At 64.0% G+C, this 18,056-nt stretch carries 15 protein-coding genes and 1 pseudogene; 7 read left to right on the top strand and 9 right to left on the bottom strand.

Annotated features, from left to right (window positions below; all coding sequences use genetic code 11):
* The first annotated feature begins 34 nt into the window (after positions 1-34).
* Complete coding sequence (locus R3355_RS15880) at positions 35-490, top strand: TIGR02444 family protein (protein ID WP_318947265.1); 456 nt, start codon at positions 35-37, stop codon at positions 488-490.
* On the opposite strand, the gene R3355_RS15875 is transcribed toward R3355_RS15880, so the two are convergent.
* From R3355_RS15875 to R3355_RS15840, 8 genes are all read right to left on the bottom strand, one after another.
* Positions 487-1,494, bottom strand: a complete 1,008-nt coding sequence (locus tag R3355_RS15875) for an AlgP family protein (protein WP_318962050.1) — start codon at positions 1,492-1,494, stop codon at positions 487-489. The genes R3355_RS15880 and R3355_RS15875 overlap by 4 nt on opposite strands.
* 492 nt (positions 1,495-1,986) lie before the next feature.
* On the bottom strand, positions 1,987-2,469 hold the full coding sequence (gene rsd / locus R3355_RS15870) for a sigma D regulator (RefSeq protein ID WP_318962049.1): 483 nt from the start codon (positions 2,467-2,469) through the stop codon (positions 1,987-1,989).
* A 473-nt stretch (positions 2,470-2,942) separates the two neighbouring features.
* Positions 2,943-4,190: a heme biosynthesis HemY N-terminal domain-containing protein gene (locus R3355_RS15865; RefSeq protein WP_318962048.1), complete on the bottom strand. Its 1,248-nt coding sequence runs from the start codon at positions 4,188-4,190 to the stop codon at positions 2,943-2,945.
* A complete protein-coding gene (locus R3355_RS15860; RefSeq protein WP_318962047.1) occupies positions 4,187-5,335 on the bottom strand; it encodes a uroporphyrinogen-III C-methyltransferase in 1,149 nt (382 codons plus the stop codon). The genes R3355_RS15865 and R3355_RS15860 overlap by 4 nt, the downstream gene beginning before the upstream one ends.
* A 9-nt stretch (positions 5,336-5,344) precedes the next feature.
* A complete protein-coding gene (locus R3355_RS15855) occupies positions 5,345-6,124 on the bottom strand; it encodes a uroporphyrinogen-III synthase (protein ID WP_318962046.1) in 780 nt (259 codons plus the stop codon).
* Positions 6,121-7,059 (bottom strand): hydroxymethylbilane synthase, encoded by a 939-nt coding sequence (hemC, locus tag R3355_RS15850; RefSeq protein WP_318962045.1) that lies wholly within the window; start codon positions 7,057-7,059, stop codon positions 6,121-6,123. Before hemC ends, R3355_RS15855 begins: the two co-directional genes overlap by 4 nt.
* Positions 7,060-7,170: 111 nt before the next feature.
* Positions 7,171-7,917, bottom strand: a complete 747-nt coding sequence (locus tag R3355_RS15845) for a LytTR family DNA-binding domain-containing protein (RefSeq protein ID WP_318962044.1) — start codon at positions 7,915-7,917, stop codon at positions 7,171-7,173.
* The gene (locus R3355_RS15840) at positions 7,914-8,996 is read right to left on the bottom strand and encodes a sensor histidine kinase (protein WP_318947257.1); all 1,083 of its coding nucleotides are present in this window, start codon (positions 8,994-8,996) and stop codon (positions 7,914-7,916) included. The genes R3355_RS15845 and R3355_RS15840 overlap by 4 nt, the downstream gene beginning before the upstream one ends.
* A 255-nt stretch (positions 8,997-9,251) precedes the next feature.
* On the opposite strand from R3355_RS15840, the gene argH reads away from it, so the two are divergent.
* The 6 genes from argH to R3355_RS15810 all read left to right on the top strand — a co-directional run bounded on the left by argH (position 9,252) and on the right by R3355_RS15810 (position 17,510).
* Positions 9,252-10,646, top strand: coding sequence for an argininosuccinate lyase (gene argH / locus R3355_RS15835; RefSeq protein ID WP_318962043.1), 1,395 nt, complete (start codon positions 9,252-9,254; stop codon positions 10,644-10,646).
* Between the two features lie 58 nt (positions 10,647-10,704).
* Positions 10,705-11,841, top strand: coding sequence for an NnrS family protein (locus R3355_RS15830; protein ID WP_318962042.1), 1,137 nt, complete (start codon positions 10,705-10,707; stop codon positions 11,839-11,841).
* Positions 11,842-12,560: 719 nt separating this feature from the next.
* Positions 12,561-15,155: an outer membrane beta-barrel protein gene (locus R3355_RS15825; RefSeq protein ID WP_318962041.1), complete on the top strand. Its 2,595-nt coding sequence runs from the start codon at positions 12,561-12,563 to the stop codon at positions 15,153-15,155.
* A 125-nt stretch (positions 15,156-15,280) separates the two neighbouring features.
* Positions 15,281-16,483 carry a hypothetical protein gene (locus R3355_RS15820; protein WP_318962040.1) on the top strand — a complete coding sequence of 401 codons (1,203 nt, stop codon included), beginning with the start codon at positions 15,281-15,283 and terminating at the stop codon, positions 16,481-16,483.
* Positions 16,484-16,537: 54 nt separating this feature from the next.
* Entirely contained in the window at positions 16,538-16,894 is a 357-nt protein-coding gene (locus R3355_RS15815; protein WP_318962039.1) for a hypothetical protein, read from the top strand.
* Between the two features lie 31 nt (positions 16,895-16,925).
* On the top strand, positions 16,926-17,510 hold the full coding sequence (locus R3355_RS15810; RefSeq protein ID WP_318962038.1) for a hypothetical protein: 585 nt from the start codon (positions 16,926-16,928) through the stop codon (positions 17,508-17,510).
* Between the two features lie 313 nt (positions 17,511-17,823).
* Here the strand turns inward: R3355_RS15810 and R3355_RS15805 are convergent.
* A pseudogene (locus R3355_RS15805) lies at positions 17,824-18,056 on the bottom strand (glutathione S-transferase); the annotation flags it as partial.

The following is an 18,056-nucleotide window of genomic DNA, read 5'->3' as shown; positions in this document are numbered from 1 at the left end:
ACCAGACTCCCTTGCCGTACACTCGGAAAGCACCATGCATCCTGACCTGTGGCATTTCGCCGAAGACCTCTATCGCCGCCCCGGCGTCGAGACCGCCTGCCTGCACCTGCAGGCTCAGGGCAGCGACATCTGCCTGCTGCTCTGCGCTGCCTGGCTCGGCCGTCGCGGCGTGGCCTGCAGCACCGCACGAGCCGACTGCCTGCGCGCCATAGCGCAACCCTGGCAGTGCGAGGTGGTCAGCGCGCTCAGGCACGTCCGCCAACAATGGCGCGCAGCCGCTCACCACGACAGCGCCCTGGCGGCGCTGCGCGAGCAGATCAAACAGCTTGAACTGGAAGCAGAACGCGAACTGTTGCAACGCCTGGCGTCATGCTGCCACGACTGGCCAGGCGACACGGCCGAAGACATGCACGACTGGCTGCACACGCTAAGCACGGCAGCCGACCGCGACGCACTGCATCTGCTGCACGCCGCAGCCCGACAAGTTTAGGACGCTGTCGGCGGGGTGCTGCCTGCTGGTACGTCGGAGGCCGCGACAGGCGCTACCGGCGAGCTGACAACCGGGGCTGGTGCCGCGGGTTTAGCGGCTGCGGGCTTTTTCGCCACGGGCTTGACTGCCGCTTTAGCCACAGGCTTCGCCACCGGCTTGCTCGGCGCCTTGGCTGTCGCTGGCTTGGCGGCCGGCTTCGCCGCCACAGGTTTGGCCACCGCAGGGTTAGCGCGGTTGGCGGTAAGCGGTTTCTTCGCTGCCGGCTTTGCCGGTGCCTTGGCAGCTGGCTTGGCGGCTGGCTTGGCGGCTGGCTTGGCGGCTGCAGAAGCAGGGGCTGCCGGCTTCGCCGCGGCCTTCAGCGGTGCCTTGCCGGCCGGCTTCGCTGCGGCGCCTGCTGGTTTGCTTGCTGCGGCTTTACTGGCAACCGGTTTGGCTGCAGCTTTGACTGCAGGCTTGGCCGCGGGCTTGGCAACAGGTTTGCTGGCGACCTTGGCGGGCGCTTTGCTCGCCGCCGGTTTGGCAGCAACTTTGGCCACCGGTGTTTTGGCCGCGACCGGCTTGGCAGCTGGCTTGACGACCGCAGGCTTGCCTTCATAACGGCCCAGGGCCTTGCTGGCGGCTTCCTTGACCTTGCCTACACCCTGGGCAAGTTTCAGGCTTTCCTGGGCGTCACGCTTGAGCCCGACGATGTAATTTCGGGTCTCGCTCTGCCGGTCCTTGAGGGTATCGAGCAACTCTTCCAACTCGGCCACCGCATCCTTGGCTTTGGCCTGCGCCTTGGCCTTGCCCGCCACTGCAGCATCCTGCAACCTGACGCGGGCGTTATGCAGCTTTTCCTGGGCCTTGCCGCGCTGTTTCTCCAGCTTGCCGAGCAGCTTTTCAGCATCGATCAGCGCTCGCGAACAGGCATCCTCGAGATGCTCGAGCAAGCTGCTGGACAGTTGATGGAGCAAGTGCAGCGGGGTACTGACCGATTTCTTCTTGGTATTCTTTGTGGCCGACATGACGCGCCTCCAGGCGGATGTAGATGCGACTCATATTAGACGCCTGACTCGCCAGTCGCTAGGGCTCACGCTGAGATCAAGCGAATGCCTGGCATAAGCTCGCCACTTTCGACGGGAGATCGCATGGGATTGCTTGGGCCTGACCGGAAAGGCGCCGGATGATATCGGGGCTCGGAACCATGGCCTGGATCTGCAAGAACAGCTACGCGGGGAACCCGGGAGATCGAACTCGGCAAGCATCTGCCTGAGGGCGTTCAGGGGCAGCGGCCACTACAGGACAACCACTCGAGCCAGCCATTGCTGGCGACAAAAGGCATACTCGCCAGCGCAAAGACCAGCCCCGCAGGGTCTTCTTGCTCAAGAGGCATCTACGCCCGGATCAGCCACTGACATAACACGCGCGGCCAGGGTACACAGGGCCTTGATGACCGGGCAGGAACTGTTCGATAACATCGACTGCAACCTTACGGGCAGGCGGTTGAAAACCGCCTGCTAGAGTACGGAGGCCGGGGCCGGAGCCTGCTGCTGGTGCGCGTTGTGCAGCACTTCGATCAGGCAGTCTTCCAGCTCGAAACGCTCATGCAACAACCCCCCCAAACGCTGGAGCTCTTCGCCCAGGGACACGCTATCGTGGCAATCGCCATTGTCGCAGCGGTCGTTGAACGCCAGCGCGACCTCGGTGATCACTTCGATACGTGGATAGATCTGCTTGGCCAGGTCAAGACCACGCTGATCGCCAAAGGCCTTGGCTTCATTGGTCAACTGTTCATAGACCTCGAAATGCCCGGCGGAGACATAATCGACCAGAATTTCGCAGAACCTCTGCAAGGGCTGCGCATTGGTAATAGGTACTTGTGGGGAGTTGCTGATGGCCGTATAGGCCTTCACCAGTTCCTGGCGCTCCTGCAACCAGCGATCTATCAGCAGGTGAACACCACCCCAACGTTCCTGGGCGTTCTGACAACTATCAAGCATGATGGCCTCACTTCCCTTATCGGTATTTCTGTTATACGTCCGATCCGAGACGGTTTTTTGTCAATCGGCACATGGTTCAGGAAATAAACCACGAAACGGCAACTTTCCGGCGGCGCTTGCGAGCCAGATTATGCCCGCGAACCTGCGCCATCAAGGCACTCGGTCCAGAAATTTCATACGGGCGTTTAATCAGTGTCCCACGCAGCATCTGGCCTGCAGAAACTCAGCCGAACCCGCTTCAACGCTTGCCTGCACTACAACATATGCTGGCCGACTTGCACAGCATGAGTTTATCAATCAGACCCATCCCATGATCGACATCAAACGGATAGCCACACCATCACCCGCCCCGCGTCACCTGCCGCCGGGGAAATCCGCCGAGCCATGCGCTACCAGGCGCATCCTGCCCTGATACGGCAGACAGGTGGGCCTGGGCAATCCAAGCCGAACTGCCGCCGTAAAACCTGCCCCCGTCAGTTGGCGAGCGGTGCAGGCAACGGCAGACTGTCCAGGCGCTGATCGAGCAGGCCCAACCCTTCCTGAAACAACCGATTGCTCTGCTCGATCTCGCCCAGCCGGGCCAGCAGACGCGCCAACTCCGCGCAGGTTTCCGGGTGGCGCTGAAACACCAGACTGCTCTCGAAGTACTCCTTGGCCTTGCCCCACAGCTGGTTCTGCAGGCACAACCGCCCCAGGGTCAACAGCAGGTCGGCATCCTTGGGGTGCTGCTTCAGCCAGCCTTCGGCCGCCTGCAACTGGCGCCCCGGGTCGCGTCCATGGAGCAAGCCATAGAGACGTACCAGGCGATTGTCGTAGTTACGCTTGAGTGCATGCTGCAGCAGCTCTTCGGCCTCGCTCTCGGCCCCCAGCACACGCAGCTGCTCGGCATAGACCGCCAGCAATTCCGGATCCTGACGCAGCGTCGAGGAGAGCTGCTGCCAGGCCTGCGCCAGATTCGCCAGGGCGCTTTCGGCGCTGCCTTCGTCGACCTTGCCCGCAACGGCCAGACGGCCACGCCAGGCTTGCCGCTCCAGCTCGTCCAGTTCGGCAGCGCCCAGCACTTTCTGCTTGCGCAGTTCCGGCAGCAGGCCGAGCAGCTCCGACCAGGCGCCAGTCTGCTGGTACAGGCGCTGCAACTTGCGCAACACCTGACGGTGGTGCGGATGGCGCTCAGACATCGCCTCCAGGGTATCGCGCGCCGCATCGGTCTGCCCGCGCTCCTGCTGCAATTCGGCATGGCTCAGGGCGATGGCCAGTTCCGCATCTGGCAGGCGCTTCAGCGCCTGTTCCAGCAAGGCATCGCTGTCCTCGTACTGCCCCAGCTTGTGCGCCGCGCGGGCCGCCCCCAGGTAATGCATCAGCGGCTGCGCCTCACCTTCGGCGGCCCGGCGCAAGTGACGCAGGGCACGCACCCAGCGCCCCTCGGCCAAGTCGAGAAAGCCCTGCTCACAGGCCTGACGCACGCGCCGACTGCGGTGCAAACCCGACCAGGGGTTGACCAGGCCAACCGACACCAACACCAGGCGCAGCAACAGACGCAGCAGGTAGAGCGACAGCCAGACCACAGCGACCAGCGCCAGGAAAGCCCACAAGCTCGACTCGTAGCGAAAGCCCTGATAGGCGAACAACACGTAGCCCTTGTGCTCGGCTACGGCCAGGGCGAGCAACGCCAGCCCCGCGGCGACGGCCAACACGACGAGCAGCACATAGACGCGCTTCATGGGCGAGCCTCCTCCACACTCGGCAGGGCGTCTGCCGGGGCGTCACGCTCGATGCGCTGCCGGGCCGACTGCTTGCGCTGGATATAGGCCTGCACCGCGTTGAGCGAACCACTCAGATCCGGCGCAGCCACCTCGATCGGCTGCTCGAGCAACTCCTCGATGCGCGCACGCAAGGCACGACTATTGGGGTTGTCCAGATCGAAATGCGCATCCAGCACCTCGCGCGCCTGCACCAGCGACTGCCGATACACCGGGGTCTGACCATGCAGCGCCGCCCACTGCGCCTGCTCCAGGGCCAGGCTGAGGGCCAGGCGCACCTGAGTCAGGCTCTGCCCGGCGAGCAACGGGCGAATATTCTCGTCGGCGCTGAAGTCGATGCGGAAATACTGCGCCAGGGTCTCGAGCCATTCGGCCCACCAACTGCTGCCATCGCCCTCGGCGGCCAGATCACTGAGCACCCCGTCGGAACTGACGAAGGCCGGGTTGAGCGCATGCAACTGCGCCACCTGCTCGCGCAATGCCGCCAGCTGCAGAAACAACCCGGTGCGATCCGGGTTGACGGTTGCGCGCAATGCCTCGAGGCTCTTGGCCAGTTGCTCGCGCGCGGCGAAAGCGGCGGGGTCATCCTGCCCGCGGAGAATCTCGTCGGCGCCCTGCACCAAAGCCTCGGCACTGTCGATATCCTGCAGGGCCGACAGACGCAGGCTGGCAAGACGCAACAAATGCTCGGCCTCGGCCAGACGCCAATCTTGACGACTGGCACCGAGGACCGTTTCCAGGCGCTGGTTGAGCAGCTGTTGATCGCCTTGCAGCTGCGCGATCAGGCGGCGGCGAGCATCCAGTTCATCGGCGCCGGGCAATTGCTGCAGGCGAGTATCCAGGGCCTGGGTGCGCTGGGCCAAGACATCGGTCTGACTGCGCGCCTCCTGCAGTTGAGCGAGCTGCTGCTGCTCGCGCACCTCCAGACTGCGCAACTGCCACAGGCTCCAGCCAGCTGCCGCCACGCCCGCCGCGCCCAGCAACAGCGCCAGCACGACCAGGCCGTTACCGCGCGACGCGGGTTTTGCCGCAGGGGCTGGCGATGCTGCAGCGGGCGCCTTCGCTACCGGCGGCTCTTGCTCTTTCGGGGTAGTCGCTTCGCTCACGTATCCATCCTATGCATCAGAGGTTGGGGCAGGTTGCGCCTGCAACGCCGCCAACAACGCCACGGCACTCGCGCCGCGGCAGTCCACAATAGTTTTGGCGCCAGCAGCTCGCGCCTGTTCAGCCACACGCGGGCTGGGTACGAACAAGGGTAGCCGAGCCAGCGACGGCCAATGCTCGCCGGCCAACTCGTGCAAATGGCAGAAACCCTGCCCACTGCTGACCACCAGGCCATTCAGGCGTTCCGCCCGAACCCGCTCGGCAAGTGCCGCTGGCGGATAGTGCGGCAACAGGCGGCGGTACAGTGACAGATAGTCGACTGCCACACCCTGCCCGCGCAAGCGCTCGGCGAGCAGTTCGCGGCCACCCTCGCCGCGCAGAATCAGCACCCGAGGCGTAGGCGCCGCCACCAGCAGCTGCTGCAATTGCGGCAGCGCCAGCAAGGCTTCGCTGTCATCGCCCTGCTCGGGGTAATGCACGGACAGGCCGTAGTCGTCGAGAATTTCGGCGGTGGCCGCGCCGACACTGAACCAGATCGGCGCGGCCGGCGGCTGCGGCCAATAACGGTCGAGCAGGTCCAGGCCCAGCCGCGCGGCCGGCTTGCTCACCACTATCACCGCGCAGTAGCGATCGAGGTCGAGAATGGTCGCACGCTGCTCCGGCGTCTCGGCCAGGGCCTCGATCGCCAGCAATGGCAGGCTGCTGCTGTAGACCCCCTGCTCGGCCAGGGTCGCGGCCAGGGCCGCGCACTCCTCGGCAGGACGGGTCAGCAGCAGGCGCCAGTTGCTCACTCGGAGTCGGCCTCTCCGTAGACGGCTTGCAGGATGTCCTCTGCGCCCTGCGCCAGCAGCGCCTCGGCGACCTGCACGCCGAGTTGCTCGGCCTGCGCCGCCGGCGCACGGTTTTCCGCACGCAGCAGCAAGCCGCCATCGGGTTGGCCTACCAGACCGCGCAACCACAATTGTTCGCCCTCGAGCACCGCATAGCAGGCGATCGGCACCTGGCAGCCGCCATTGAGCCGCTTGTTCAGCGCCCGTTCGGCACTGACGCGCAAGGAGGTCTCGTGGTGGTTCAACGGTGCCAGCAGGGCATGGATCTGCGCATCGGCGCTGCGGCACTCGATACCGACCGCGCCCTGCCCGCCGGCCGGCAGACTGTCCTCGACACTGATGGAGGCGCGAATGCGCGCGGCGAAGCCCAGGCGAATCAGGCCGGCAGCCGCGAGGATGATGGCGTCGTATTCGCCGGCATCCAGCTTGGCCAGGCGGGTATTGACGTTGCCACGCAGGAACTGGATTTTCAGGTCGGGGCGACGGGCCAGCAGCTGCGCCTGGCGGCGCAAACTGGAGGTGCCGACCACGCTGCCGACGGGCAGCGCATCCAGGCTGTCGAAATGGTTGGAGACGAAGGCGTCGTGCGGATCCTCGCGCTCGCAGATGCAGTACAGGCCCAGGCCTTCGGGGAAGTCCATGGGCACATCCTTCATCGAATGCACGGCGATGTCGGCCTCATTCTCGAGCAGGGCGGTTTCCAGCTCCTTGACGAACAACCCCTTGCCGCCGATTTTCGCCAGCGGCGCATCGAGCAGCTTGTCGCCGCGGCTGACCATTGGCACCAGGCTGACGGTCAGACCCGGATGAGCCTGTTCCAGGCGAGCCTTGACGTGTTCGGCCTGCCACAGGGCCAGGGCGCTTTTACGGGTGGCGATACGGATTTCGCGGGGCATGGGGCAATTCCAGAAAACGGACTGCCGGGGATAATAACAGGGTCACAAGCCTCAAGCCCAAGAGGCTGGGGTTTAGCCACGGCTGCGCAAATGTTCGCTTTATCCTTGCCGCTAAAGGTTATGCATCAGCTTGCGCACCCCGGCCACATGCCGGCGGCTGACGATCAGGGCATCGCCATTGAGGCCCTTGAGGAATAGCTGGAAGTGTCCAAGCGGCGTGCGCTGCAAGCGCTCGATGCGTTCGCGGGCGACCAGGGCGTTGCGGTGGATGCGCACGAAGCGATCGCCGAACTCGTCTTCCAGCGCCTTCAGCGGCTCGTCCAGCAGGACTTCGCCGCCGGCATGGCGCAGGGTCACGTACTTATGGTCGGCGATGAAAAAGATCACCTGATCGAGGGGAATCAACTCGATGCCTTTACGGGTGCGCGCACTGATATGACTGCGCGGGCCGCCGCCGCTTTCAGCCGCGGGACGTGTCAGCGCGGCGAGCTGCACCCGGTTTGGCCGCTCGGCCTTTTTCAGCGCCTCGCTGAGATGCTCGGCGCGCACCGGCTTGACCAGATAACCCACCGCACTGACCTTGAACGCCTCCAGGGCGAACTCGTCATGGGCCGTGCAGAAGATCACCGCTGGCGGCGCTTCACGTTCGCAGAGTTTGGCGGCAACCTGCAGGCCATCCATTCCCGGCATGCGGATATCCAGCAACACGACATCCGGCTTCAGGCTGTCGATCAGGGTCAGGGCCTCTTCGCCATTGCTCGCGGACGGCTCAAGGACACGGTAGCCATCGAGCTCGCCGACCATACGGCTGAGGCGCTCGCGGGCCAGGGGTTCATCATCGACGATCAGGACATTCATAGGACACGGGCTTCCTGCGTAAGTCTCGCACAAGGATAGCGTAGACAGGTGAAGTGGCGGCCGTCACGGCGCTCCACGCTGAGACTGGCCCGCGGCCCGAAAAGTGCCGCAAGACGCGCATCGATATTACCCAGCGCCTGGCGCGTCCCCCGCGAAGGTGGCTGTTCGCCTTGCTCTTCATAAGGGTTGCTGACGCATAACTGGAACACCCCATCGGTATAACTCGCGTCGACCCGCACCAAACCACCCTCAATACGCGGCTGGATCCCATAGATCAAGGCGTTCTCCAGCAACGGCTGCAAGGTCAACTGCGGAATCGGCAAATCGTCCGGCACATCAATCACCTCCCACTGCAACTGTAGTCGCTCGCCGAGACGATAGTGCTCAATCGATAAATATCGTTTGGCCAGCTCCAACTCCTCGCTCCAGGGCACCAGGCTGCCGGGTTTGGCCAGGCTGGCGCGAAACAGGTCGGACAGATCCAGCACCGCCTGCTCGGCCTTGAACGGATCGATCACCACCAGGCTGGCGATACTGTTCAGGCTGTTGAACAGAAAATGCGGGCGGATCCGCGCCTGCAAGGATTCGATGCGTGCGCGCAACTCGGCCTGCTCCTGCCGTCGCCATTGGCTCTGCAGATAGAAATAGCGTAGCAGCAGCGCGGACATGATCATGCTGATCAAGGCATGCCGCAGGTAAAGATTGACCTCGCCGGCATGCGGCAGCGGCCCGCCAAGGTCGTAATAATCGGCCACGGCGGTGCAGGCGAGCGTCAGCCCGACCACGATCAGACAGCACAGTACCCCGGCCAGCGCCGCACGCCAGCGCGCCAGCAGTGGCCGCAACCGGCACAGCAGCGCCGCCGACAACAGCAGGATCCACTGCACGAACAGCGAGGTCAGCGCCAGGCGCACCCAGTCGAAGCCCGGCAGCATCGGCTCGGCCAGCACCAGCACCAGCACCAGCAGCTCGGCCAGCAAGACCATGCTCAGCAGCGCTTCCGGCTCGCACAGCTCCGGGACGAAGAAGTCGTCGATGGGCGCCGACGGGTTTTTATTGTTCAACCATTGAGTATGCATCGGCGCAGTTTCCCCGTGGCCCGGCCGGGCGGCAAGCGAGCCGGCTCCAGTCGGGCAAAATAAACTCCTGAAATGTGGCCTGCCTCGGCAAATTGTGATCCGCACAACACTGCCGAAGCCCGCGGCGCACGCATCGACCGACAAACCGACCCGGCGATTTTGCCCGCCAGCCTGTTATTATCGGCAGACTTTTCCGCCACGCCGGCCGCCACCTGCGGCCCGCCTGTTTTTTAGCGCACCAGCCGAGCGAAGCCCATGAGCACTGAAAAAACCAACCAATCCTGGGGCGGCCGCTTCAGCGAGCCCGTCGACGCCTTCGTCGCCCGTTTCACCGCCTCCGTCGAGTTCGACAAACGCCTCTATCGCCACGACATCATGGGTTCCATTGCCCACGCCACCATGCTGGCCAAGGTCGGCGTACTGACCGACGCAGAACGCGACAGCATCATCGACGGCCTGAGCCAGATCCAGATCGAGATCGAAGCCGGCCAGTTCGACTGGCGCGTCGACCTGGAAGACGTGCACATGAACATCGAGGCGCGCCTGACCGATCGCATCGGCGTCACCGGCAAGAAACTGCATACCGGCCGTTCGCGCAACGACCAGGTGGCCACCGACATCCGCCTGTGGCTGCGCGACGAGATCGACCTGATCCTCAGCGAAATCACCCGCCTGCAGCAGGGTCTGCTGGAACAGGCCGAGCGCGAAGCGGCGACCATCATGCCCGGCTTCACCCACCTGCAGACCGCGCAGCCGGTGACCTTCGGTCATCATCTGCTGGCCTGGTTCGAGATGCTCAGCCGCGATTACGAGCGCCTGGTCGACTGCCGCAAGCGCACCAACCGCATGCCGCTCGGCAGCGCCGCGCTGGCCGGCACCACTTACCCGATCGAGCGCGAAGTCACCGCGCAACTGCTCGGCTTCGACGCCGTGGGCGGCAACTCGCTGGACGGCGTGTCGGATCGCGACTTCGCCATCGAGTTCTGCGCCGCCGCCTCGATTGCCATGATGCACCTGTCGCGCTTCTCCGAAGAGCTGGTGCTGTGGACCAGCGCGCAGTTCCAGTTCATCGACCTGCCCGACCGTTTCTGCACCGGCAGCTCGATCATGCCGCAGAAGAAGAACCCCGACGTCCCCGAGCTGGTACGCGGCAAGACCGGCCGGGTATTCGGCGCCCTGACCGGCCTGCTGACCCTGATGAAGGGCCAGCCGCTGGCCTACAACAAGGACAACCAGGAAGACAAGGAACCGCTGTTCGACGCCGCCGACACCCTACGCGACTCGCTGCGCGCCTTTGCCGACATGATCCCTGCGATCAAGCCCAAGCCCGCGATCATGCGCGAAGCGGCGCTGCGCGGCTTCTCCACCGCCACCGATCTGGCCGACTACCTGGTGCGCAAGGGCTTGCCGTTCCGTGACTGCCACGAAATCGTCGGCCATGCGGTGAAGTACGGTGTCGACAGCGGCAAGGACCTGGCCGAGATGAGCCTGGACGAACTGCGCCAGTTCAGCGACCAGATCGAGCAGGACGTGTTCGCCGTGCTGACCCTGGAAGGCTCGGTCAACGCCCGCGACCATATCGGCGGCACTGCGCCCAAGCAGGTTCTTGCCGCAGTCGCGCGCGGCCAGGTGTTGCTGGCCAGCCGCTGACAGCTGCGGTTCGGTGACGGGGCGCTTGCCCCGTCCCGCTTCCTACCGGAGGTGCGCAATGCACCCGCGAAAGCCGCGCCTACCCTTCGCCAACGCCTGGTTCTTTCCCGCCGCCGCACTCTATGCGGCGTTGCTGCTGCCCTGGTCGGTGCTGACCATGCTCGGTCTGGTCCCCGTTCTGCCCGGGCTGGCCACTCCGGCCGGACATGCCCACGAAATGCTCTTTGGTTTCGCTCTGGCGGTGATTGCCGGTTACCTGCTCGGCCCGCAGCCATTGCGCCTGACCCTCGCCCTGCTCGGCTGCTGGCTACTGGCGCGCCTCGGCTTCCTGCTCTGGCCGGGGTCCTGGCTGACACTGGCGAGCGCCGCGCTGTTCGGCGCCGCGCTGACCTGGAAGGTCGTGCCGCGCTTTCTCGGCGCCGCGAAGAAATGGCGCAACCAGATCATCGCCCCGGTCGTCGCCGGCCTGAGCCTGCTCAGCGCCGTCGCCAGCAGCAGCTTCAGCCAGGGCTTAGCACTGCCCCTGCTGAGTGAAGCCCTGCTGCTCATCGCCGTGCTGCTGTTCTTCATGGGTGGGCGGATCATCGCTCCAGCGCTTGCCGGACATGCGCAGAGCGAAGGGCGTCAGCTGGCGGCACGCGTACAGCCGCAGCTGGAGGGCGCCGTATTGATCCTGCTGTTGCTCGCCCTGCTGTTCAATCTGCTGCCCTGGCCACTGCTCGAACCTCTGGTTGGCGGGCTGCTGATCGCCGCCAGCGTACTCGCGGCGATCCGCCTGCTGCGCTGGCAACCCTGGAATAACGGCAAACGAGCGGACCTGCTGGTGCTGCTGCTCGGCTACACCTGGCTCGCCATCGCTCTGCTGATGCTCGGACTGAGTGCGATACTCCCAGCGCTGCCGATGACGGCAACGCTGCACGCCCTGAGCATCGGCGCGCTGGGCAGTCTGACCTTTGGGGTAATGGCGCGCACCCGGCTGATCTATCGTTTCCGCGACGCCAACGCCAGGCGCTGGATCCATCCGCTGGTTCTGCTCATCAGCCTGGCCGCACTGGCCCGGGTGCTGCCGCCACTGCTGGGCCTGGAGCAGCAGGGCTGGTTGCTGTTCGCCGCGACTTGCTGGTCGCTGGCCTACCTGGCGCTGGCGGTTCTGCTCTGGCAGAGCCGCGATGTCCATCCCGCCAGCGCCAGGTAGGCCACAATTCGGCGGATCACTGAGCCGCGCGGCCCAACTCGCGGTCCCGTCACTTGAACTACAAGCCGCCACAGGCGAAATCCGGCACTTATTACGACTGTCCCGCGCATCCTGTTGCCGAGCCAGGACACTCGGGGCAGCGGGCTCTTCGACCCGCAAGCAAAACCTGGCCTTCTGCCGCGCCGAAATCCACGTCGAATCCTCGCGACTGACCGAACCCACCAGCGGCCCTCCGCAATCCTTCCCGATGCCCCTCGCCTCGCTGATGTCCAACCACGATCCGCAATGGGGTGATCTTTTTCGCCAGGTTCTACCGGCGATCCTGGCGCTATCGGACTGGTCACCACCATCCATGCTGCGCCCGACATCAAGGCCAATTTCGACGTCATCGAGCGCAGGCACCAGAAGCAGGCCGGACCGCTCTGCCTCGCGTTCAACTTCATCGATCGAGTATCGCTGCACCGACAGCAGCCTTTGGGCTGGACAGCCGCCACATCAGTTATTACAGCCAATCATAAAATCAATCGCGCCCATTCCAACTAGATATATGGCCACAACTGTTTAATTGATTCATGTCAGGAGCAGTCCCCCCCCCTCAAACTAATCTCAAAGTGCAATGACGCGGCAGACATATTCGTCGATATGTTGTCGATTGCTTGCTGCAACGTTGCTAAATCCAGCATGAGCTGTCTCGTCGTATGCGTACAAAGGATTAAGCAATGGAACGTGGATTAACATTGGCGATAATCGCGCTCGTCTCGGCGAGCATGCAGGCAAACGCGGCTCCAGAGCCCGCACCAAGCACCCCGCCGGCGACCAAACCGGCCCAGATGGACACCACCGAATTCCCTGGCTTGCCCTGGGGTTCGTTCCAGGCCTTCCCCGAGCTGATCTTCTGGACCACGCGCGACGACAACATCTATGCCCAGCGCACCGGCGAGGTGGAAGACACCGTCTATACCCTCTCGCCCTCGCTGTTGCTGAAGTCGGACTGGCAGCGGCACGCGCTGAACCTGGATGCCGGCGGCGACCTCGACCGTTATCAGGATCAGTCTTCGGAAGACGTCAACGACTATTGGCTCGGCTTCGACGGCACCGTCGAACTTACCGAACAGACACAGCTGTTCGGCGGCATGCGCCACACCCGCGATCACGAGGATCGTTACGTGCCGGGCACCCCCGGGCCGGACCTGCAGCGCGAACCCACGCAGTACGATCACAACGAAGGGCACCTGGGCGTTGCCAGCGAAATCGGCCGTGTGCGCCTGCGGGGCGGCGCCACCTACGACAGCTACGACTTCGAGAACGACACCACGACTACAGGTAACCGCATCAATAATGACGACCGCCGCCACGACCTGACCTCGCTCGGCGTGCGCGCCGGTTACGTGCTGTCGCCGAACTACGAACCCTTCATCCAGTACGCCACCGACCGTCGCAGCTACGACGCGCCCATCGATGGCACCACTTTCAACCGCGACTCAGATGGCTATCGCGCGGCGCTCGGCATGCGGTTCAAGCAGCCGCAACGGCGCATCAGCGGCGAGGTATTCGCCGGCAGCATGCGCCAGCGCTTTGATCATTCCGGTTTTTCCGATATCCACAAACCCTACTTCGGTGCGCTGCTCGCCTGGCGGCCCAATCCCGTCACCCGCGTCACCGGCTTCATCGACCGTTCGCTGGAAGAAACCACCCTCGCCCTCAATGACGTCTACGCCGCCGCCTCGCTGGACACCAGCTATGGCTTCAAAATCGAGCGTGAACTGACCAGCCGCCTTTCGGTCCTCGCCCGCGCCGCTTACATCGACAGCGAGTACCAGAGTTTCGACCGCCAGGACAAAATCATCGATGCCGGCGCGGGTCTGCGTTACTACGTCTCGCCGACGGTTTTCGTCGGTGGCGACCTGCGGGTCATCGACCGCGCCTCCGACGATATGGACGGCGAGTATCGCCGCAGCCAGCTGACCTTCAGCCTCGGCTATACGCCGGGCCGTTCGCGCAACTACCGCCTGCCGCTGCAGACCCTCGCATCGGCTGGCAACGATCCCCTGATCGCCCTGCCGCTCACCGACCTTTTCAGCGGTGCCTATGCCGGTGCCGCCATCAGCCACGGCCAACTCGACACCCAGACCTCCGGCACACGCGGCGGTGACGGCAGCGATACCAGTCCGTTTGGCGCACCGGGTTTTGGTGAAGCGCTGTTCCTCGGCTATGGCCAACAGTTCCAGCGCTGGTACCTTGGCATCGAAGCCGAAGCAGAACAGAGTCAGGCGCGCTGGTCCTTCAGCAAGGACAAGGCCGACGCACGCAGCACCTCGCTGGACAAGGACGACAGTTACGGCCTGAGCCTGCGCGGCGGCTATGTGGTGAACAACGGCTCCCTGCTCTACCTGCGTGCTGGCCGCGTAAGAACCCGCTTCGACTCTTATTACACGATCAACCAGCAGGCGGCCCTCGCCAGCGACCAGGATGACCGTCAGGACGGTAATCGCCTGGGTATCGGTGCCGATGTACCGGCCGGGGAGCGCCTGTTCCTGCGCATGGAATATGCCTATACCGACTACGACGCCTACCACGTCGCCTACACCAACGATGATGGGCCGACCTCGGAACGTTTCGCCACCGAGGAAGGGCAATTCCGTCTCGGCCTCGGCTGGCGCTTCGGCGGCGCCGCATTGCTACCGATCCCGCTACAACCCGCGACGCAAGGCTTCTACGCCGGCGCCCAGATAGGCCACGGTGGTGTCGATTCACGCCTCGAAGGCCGCCATTCGGAAAGTGGAGAACCACCGTTTTCGCAGGCGTTTGCCGGGGATTTCGCCGGCATGGGCGGGGTGTATGGCGTCTTCGCCGGTTATGGCAAAAGCTTCGGCCGCTGGTATGCCGGCCTGGAAGCCGAAGTCGATACCGCTCGCATCGACTGGAAACACACTCGCGAGACCAGCGGCGCGGGCGGCAGGGACTTCTCGGTGGAGAAGAAGAGTGACTACGGCGTGGCGCTGCGTCTGGGCTATAGCCTGCCTAACGGCACCCTGTTGTACGGACGAGCCGGGCCGGTGCGTGGCCGCTTCAACACCACCTGGGCCAAGGGCAACAACCCGGATGCCAATATCGATCGCAGCTACAAGGTTAATGGCACGCGCTACGGCATGGGCGCGGAAATCCCGCTGAGCCAGAACGCCTTTGCCCGCCTGGACTACACCCGCACCTATTACGACAGCTATGGATTCAAGAGTGGGCATGGCGCCCCGGATGAAATGGACTTCGAGAACCGCGAAAGCCTGTTCCGCATGGGCCTTGGCTTCCGCTTTTGATCGACATCGATGACGGCAGCCAACACGAAATTGGTCTGCCATCAAGATGCAATGTGCCAACCGGTGGCTCCCTTCGCCAGTTTCACTGGCAGAACCACTGAATCCGCAAACAAAGGAGCAACATCATGTCAATTACTCAGTTCAAACGTAACAAGTTCGGTCTGGCTAGCGGGGCACTCTTCGTCGCACTGGCCCTTCCTCTCACGGTTGGAACCGCTGCATTGACCCTGAGCGCCATCCCGTCGGCCGAAGCAGCTGAGCAAGGTAGTGGCAGCGGCGGTGGCGGTGGCGGTGGCGGCAAGGGCGGTCAGGGCGGTGCTGGCGAAAAAGGCAAGGGCAGCGCACAAGGTGGTGGTGGCAAGGGCGGAGCAGTCGACAAGATTTTCCGCGCCGAGGCCTCCGAGGAAGAAGACAGCGATCGCCCTGAATGGGCCGGCGTGAAAGGCGGCAAGTCTGGCGGTGGTGGCAAGCCGTTCGGCGCAGGCACCAAGAAGGGAGACCTGTTCGGCGACATGTACATCCTGCTGCGCGACGAGAATGGCGTGCCGCTGGCGGACGAGGCCGGCGAAGAACTGGTCGTAGCCTTCTATTACGACAGCACCGGCGCGCTGGTCCCGGTGACGGATGCCGAAGGCGACCTGGTCGCGATCCCACGCAACGAAGAAGGTGACCTGCTGACCTCGGTCACCGTGGGCGACACCACCTACGAGGTCGTGCCCGGCGAAGTCGAACTGGGTCGCATGAGCGTCAGTCGCTCGCCGTCCAAGGTAACCGATCACGCTCTGGAGGAAGCGCTGTCCAAGCTGACCGCCGATGGAGCGGTGATTGCCCTCGACTCCACTGGCCGGCTGACGGTCGACGGCACCACCATCGACTCGCCGCTGGAAAACCTGGCGCTGTACGTGACGTACATGACCACCGGCACACTGCCAGGCGTCACCACTCTGCCAGAAGGCTTCGACCCGGCCGCCCTGCTCGCCGCTGCAGGCGACAAGACCGGCACGATCTCGATCGATACCGTCGTTTACATAAACTCTATCCTCGGCATCAACACGGGAACCACCTACTACGACTTCTCGGACTACCAGTACGATCGCGCCACTACCTGGGCCGATGCAACCGCCACCGTGCTGGTGCTGGACGCGGGCGACCCGGCCGATCCGGCCGATGACGTCTACAAGCCGACCCTGGTGAACCTGTATGACGCAGTTTTCGACAGCACCACCTGGATCGACCCGACCACCGACGGTGGCGTCGACGATTTCTCCGCAGCTGCGAACGATTACCTGCAGGTCATCGAGTTCGTTCACGACAACGAGGTGCGCTGAGGGCTAGCGGCGGGCGCGCTGCCCGCCGCGTTCCAGCGCGGCCAGGAGAAGAACATGCGTACGCGTTACATGACAAGGCTGCTCGCGGCTGTGTTGACTGTGCTGCTGGCAGGCGGGCTAACGCCACTTTATGCGGCGGACGAGCATTCAACCCACGACAGCGGCCATACGTCTGAAGGCAAGGGCAAGGGGCCGAAGTACGGTAGCGGCAGAGACCATGGAAGCAGCCACAGCGACCAGGCCCACGAAGACAGTACGCACTCCGGAAATACCGGAGGCCCCGGCGGCAGCAAATCGCTGGAGGGCAAGGTATTCGACAGCGGCCGCGGTAAAGGGCCGAAATACATGGGCGGCGATCCAAAGGATGAAGAGTCGTCCCACCACACCGATGGCGAAGAGCAGGAACATTGACGCCATCGGTTACACCCACGAGGACTTGCAGATGAAAAAGATGACCCTGGCTATCGCCTTTGGCGCGGCGCTGCTGTCGGGAGCAGCCTTTGCACAAACGGCCGGAGACGACAACGAACCCGTCTACGGTTCGCAGATCATGACCCAGCAGGAGCGCACGGAGTATCGCGACCGCATGCGCCAGGCGACCACCCAGCAGGAGCGAGAGCAGATCCGCGACCAGCATCACGAACAGATGCGTGAGCGGGCCCGCGAACGAGGCATCACCCTCCCCGAAGAGCCGCCAGCGCGTGGTGGCATGGGGCAAGGTCAGGGAGCTGGAATGGGTCAAGGAATGGGTCAAGGCGCCGGAAACGACAACGAGCCGGTCTACGGCTCGCAGATGATGACCGAGCAGGAGCGTATGGAGTATCGCAACCGCATGCGCCAGGCGACCACCCAGCAGGAGCGAGAGCAGATCCGCAACCAGCATCACGAACAGATGCGTGAGCGGGCTCGCGAACGAGGCATCACCCTCCCGGCGGAGCCGCCCGCGCGCGGTGGCATGGGACAAGGTCAAGGAGGCGGAATGGGTCAAGGAGGTGCGTCCGGCGATGGTAAAGGCGGCAACCGCTGATCAGGAAAACCGGTTCCGGGCTCGTCCTGAAACCGTGGCATCAAACCATCTGCCCGGCCTCCCCCGCCGGGCAGTAACCTAACTTGGCGAGGCACCACTCGCCGGCCGGTAGCAGGCCGCTGAAAAATTACCGCACTCGGCAATGCCACGTAGCGCGCGGAGCAACAGCCGAACTCGCCGTTACCAGGCATCATTGCCTAGCCGAAGCTCGCTACCTTTTTCAACATCCTGCCAAACCCAGCGCGTCCTGCGCCGCGCACGCTCAGCGGCTGCGAACATACCGAACGCCGCCGCGAGCGTTTTTCCCAACCTCTCAGCCTTTGGCCTTGGCCTGAGCCATCGCAATGAACGCCGCCATTCCCGCCTCTTTATCCGCGGCGACGCGTTTGACGTGCGGGTTCTGGTTGAGCAGCACGAGCAGCTCGTGGGCCTCCGGGAAGTCGGCCAACAAGTCGATAGCGAACAGCTTCTTCGCCACCCCGCACGCCAGGTCGATGCTGTAGAGGAAGTAGATATCGGCCAGGCTGAAGCTGTCGCCCGCCACAT

This window comes from Pseudomonas sp. (genome assembly GCF_033723075.1).
Taxonomy (GTDB): domain Bacteria; phylum Pseudomonadota; class Gammaproteobacteria; order Pseudomonadales; family Pseudomonadaceae; genus Aquipseudomonas.
Note: the sequence above shows the minus strand (reverse complement) of the source record. Positions and strands in the feature narration are given on the sequence as shown.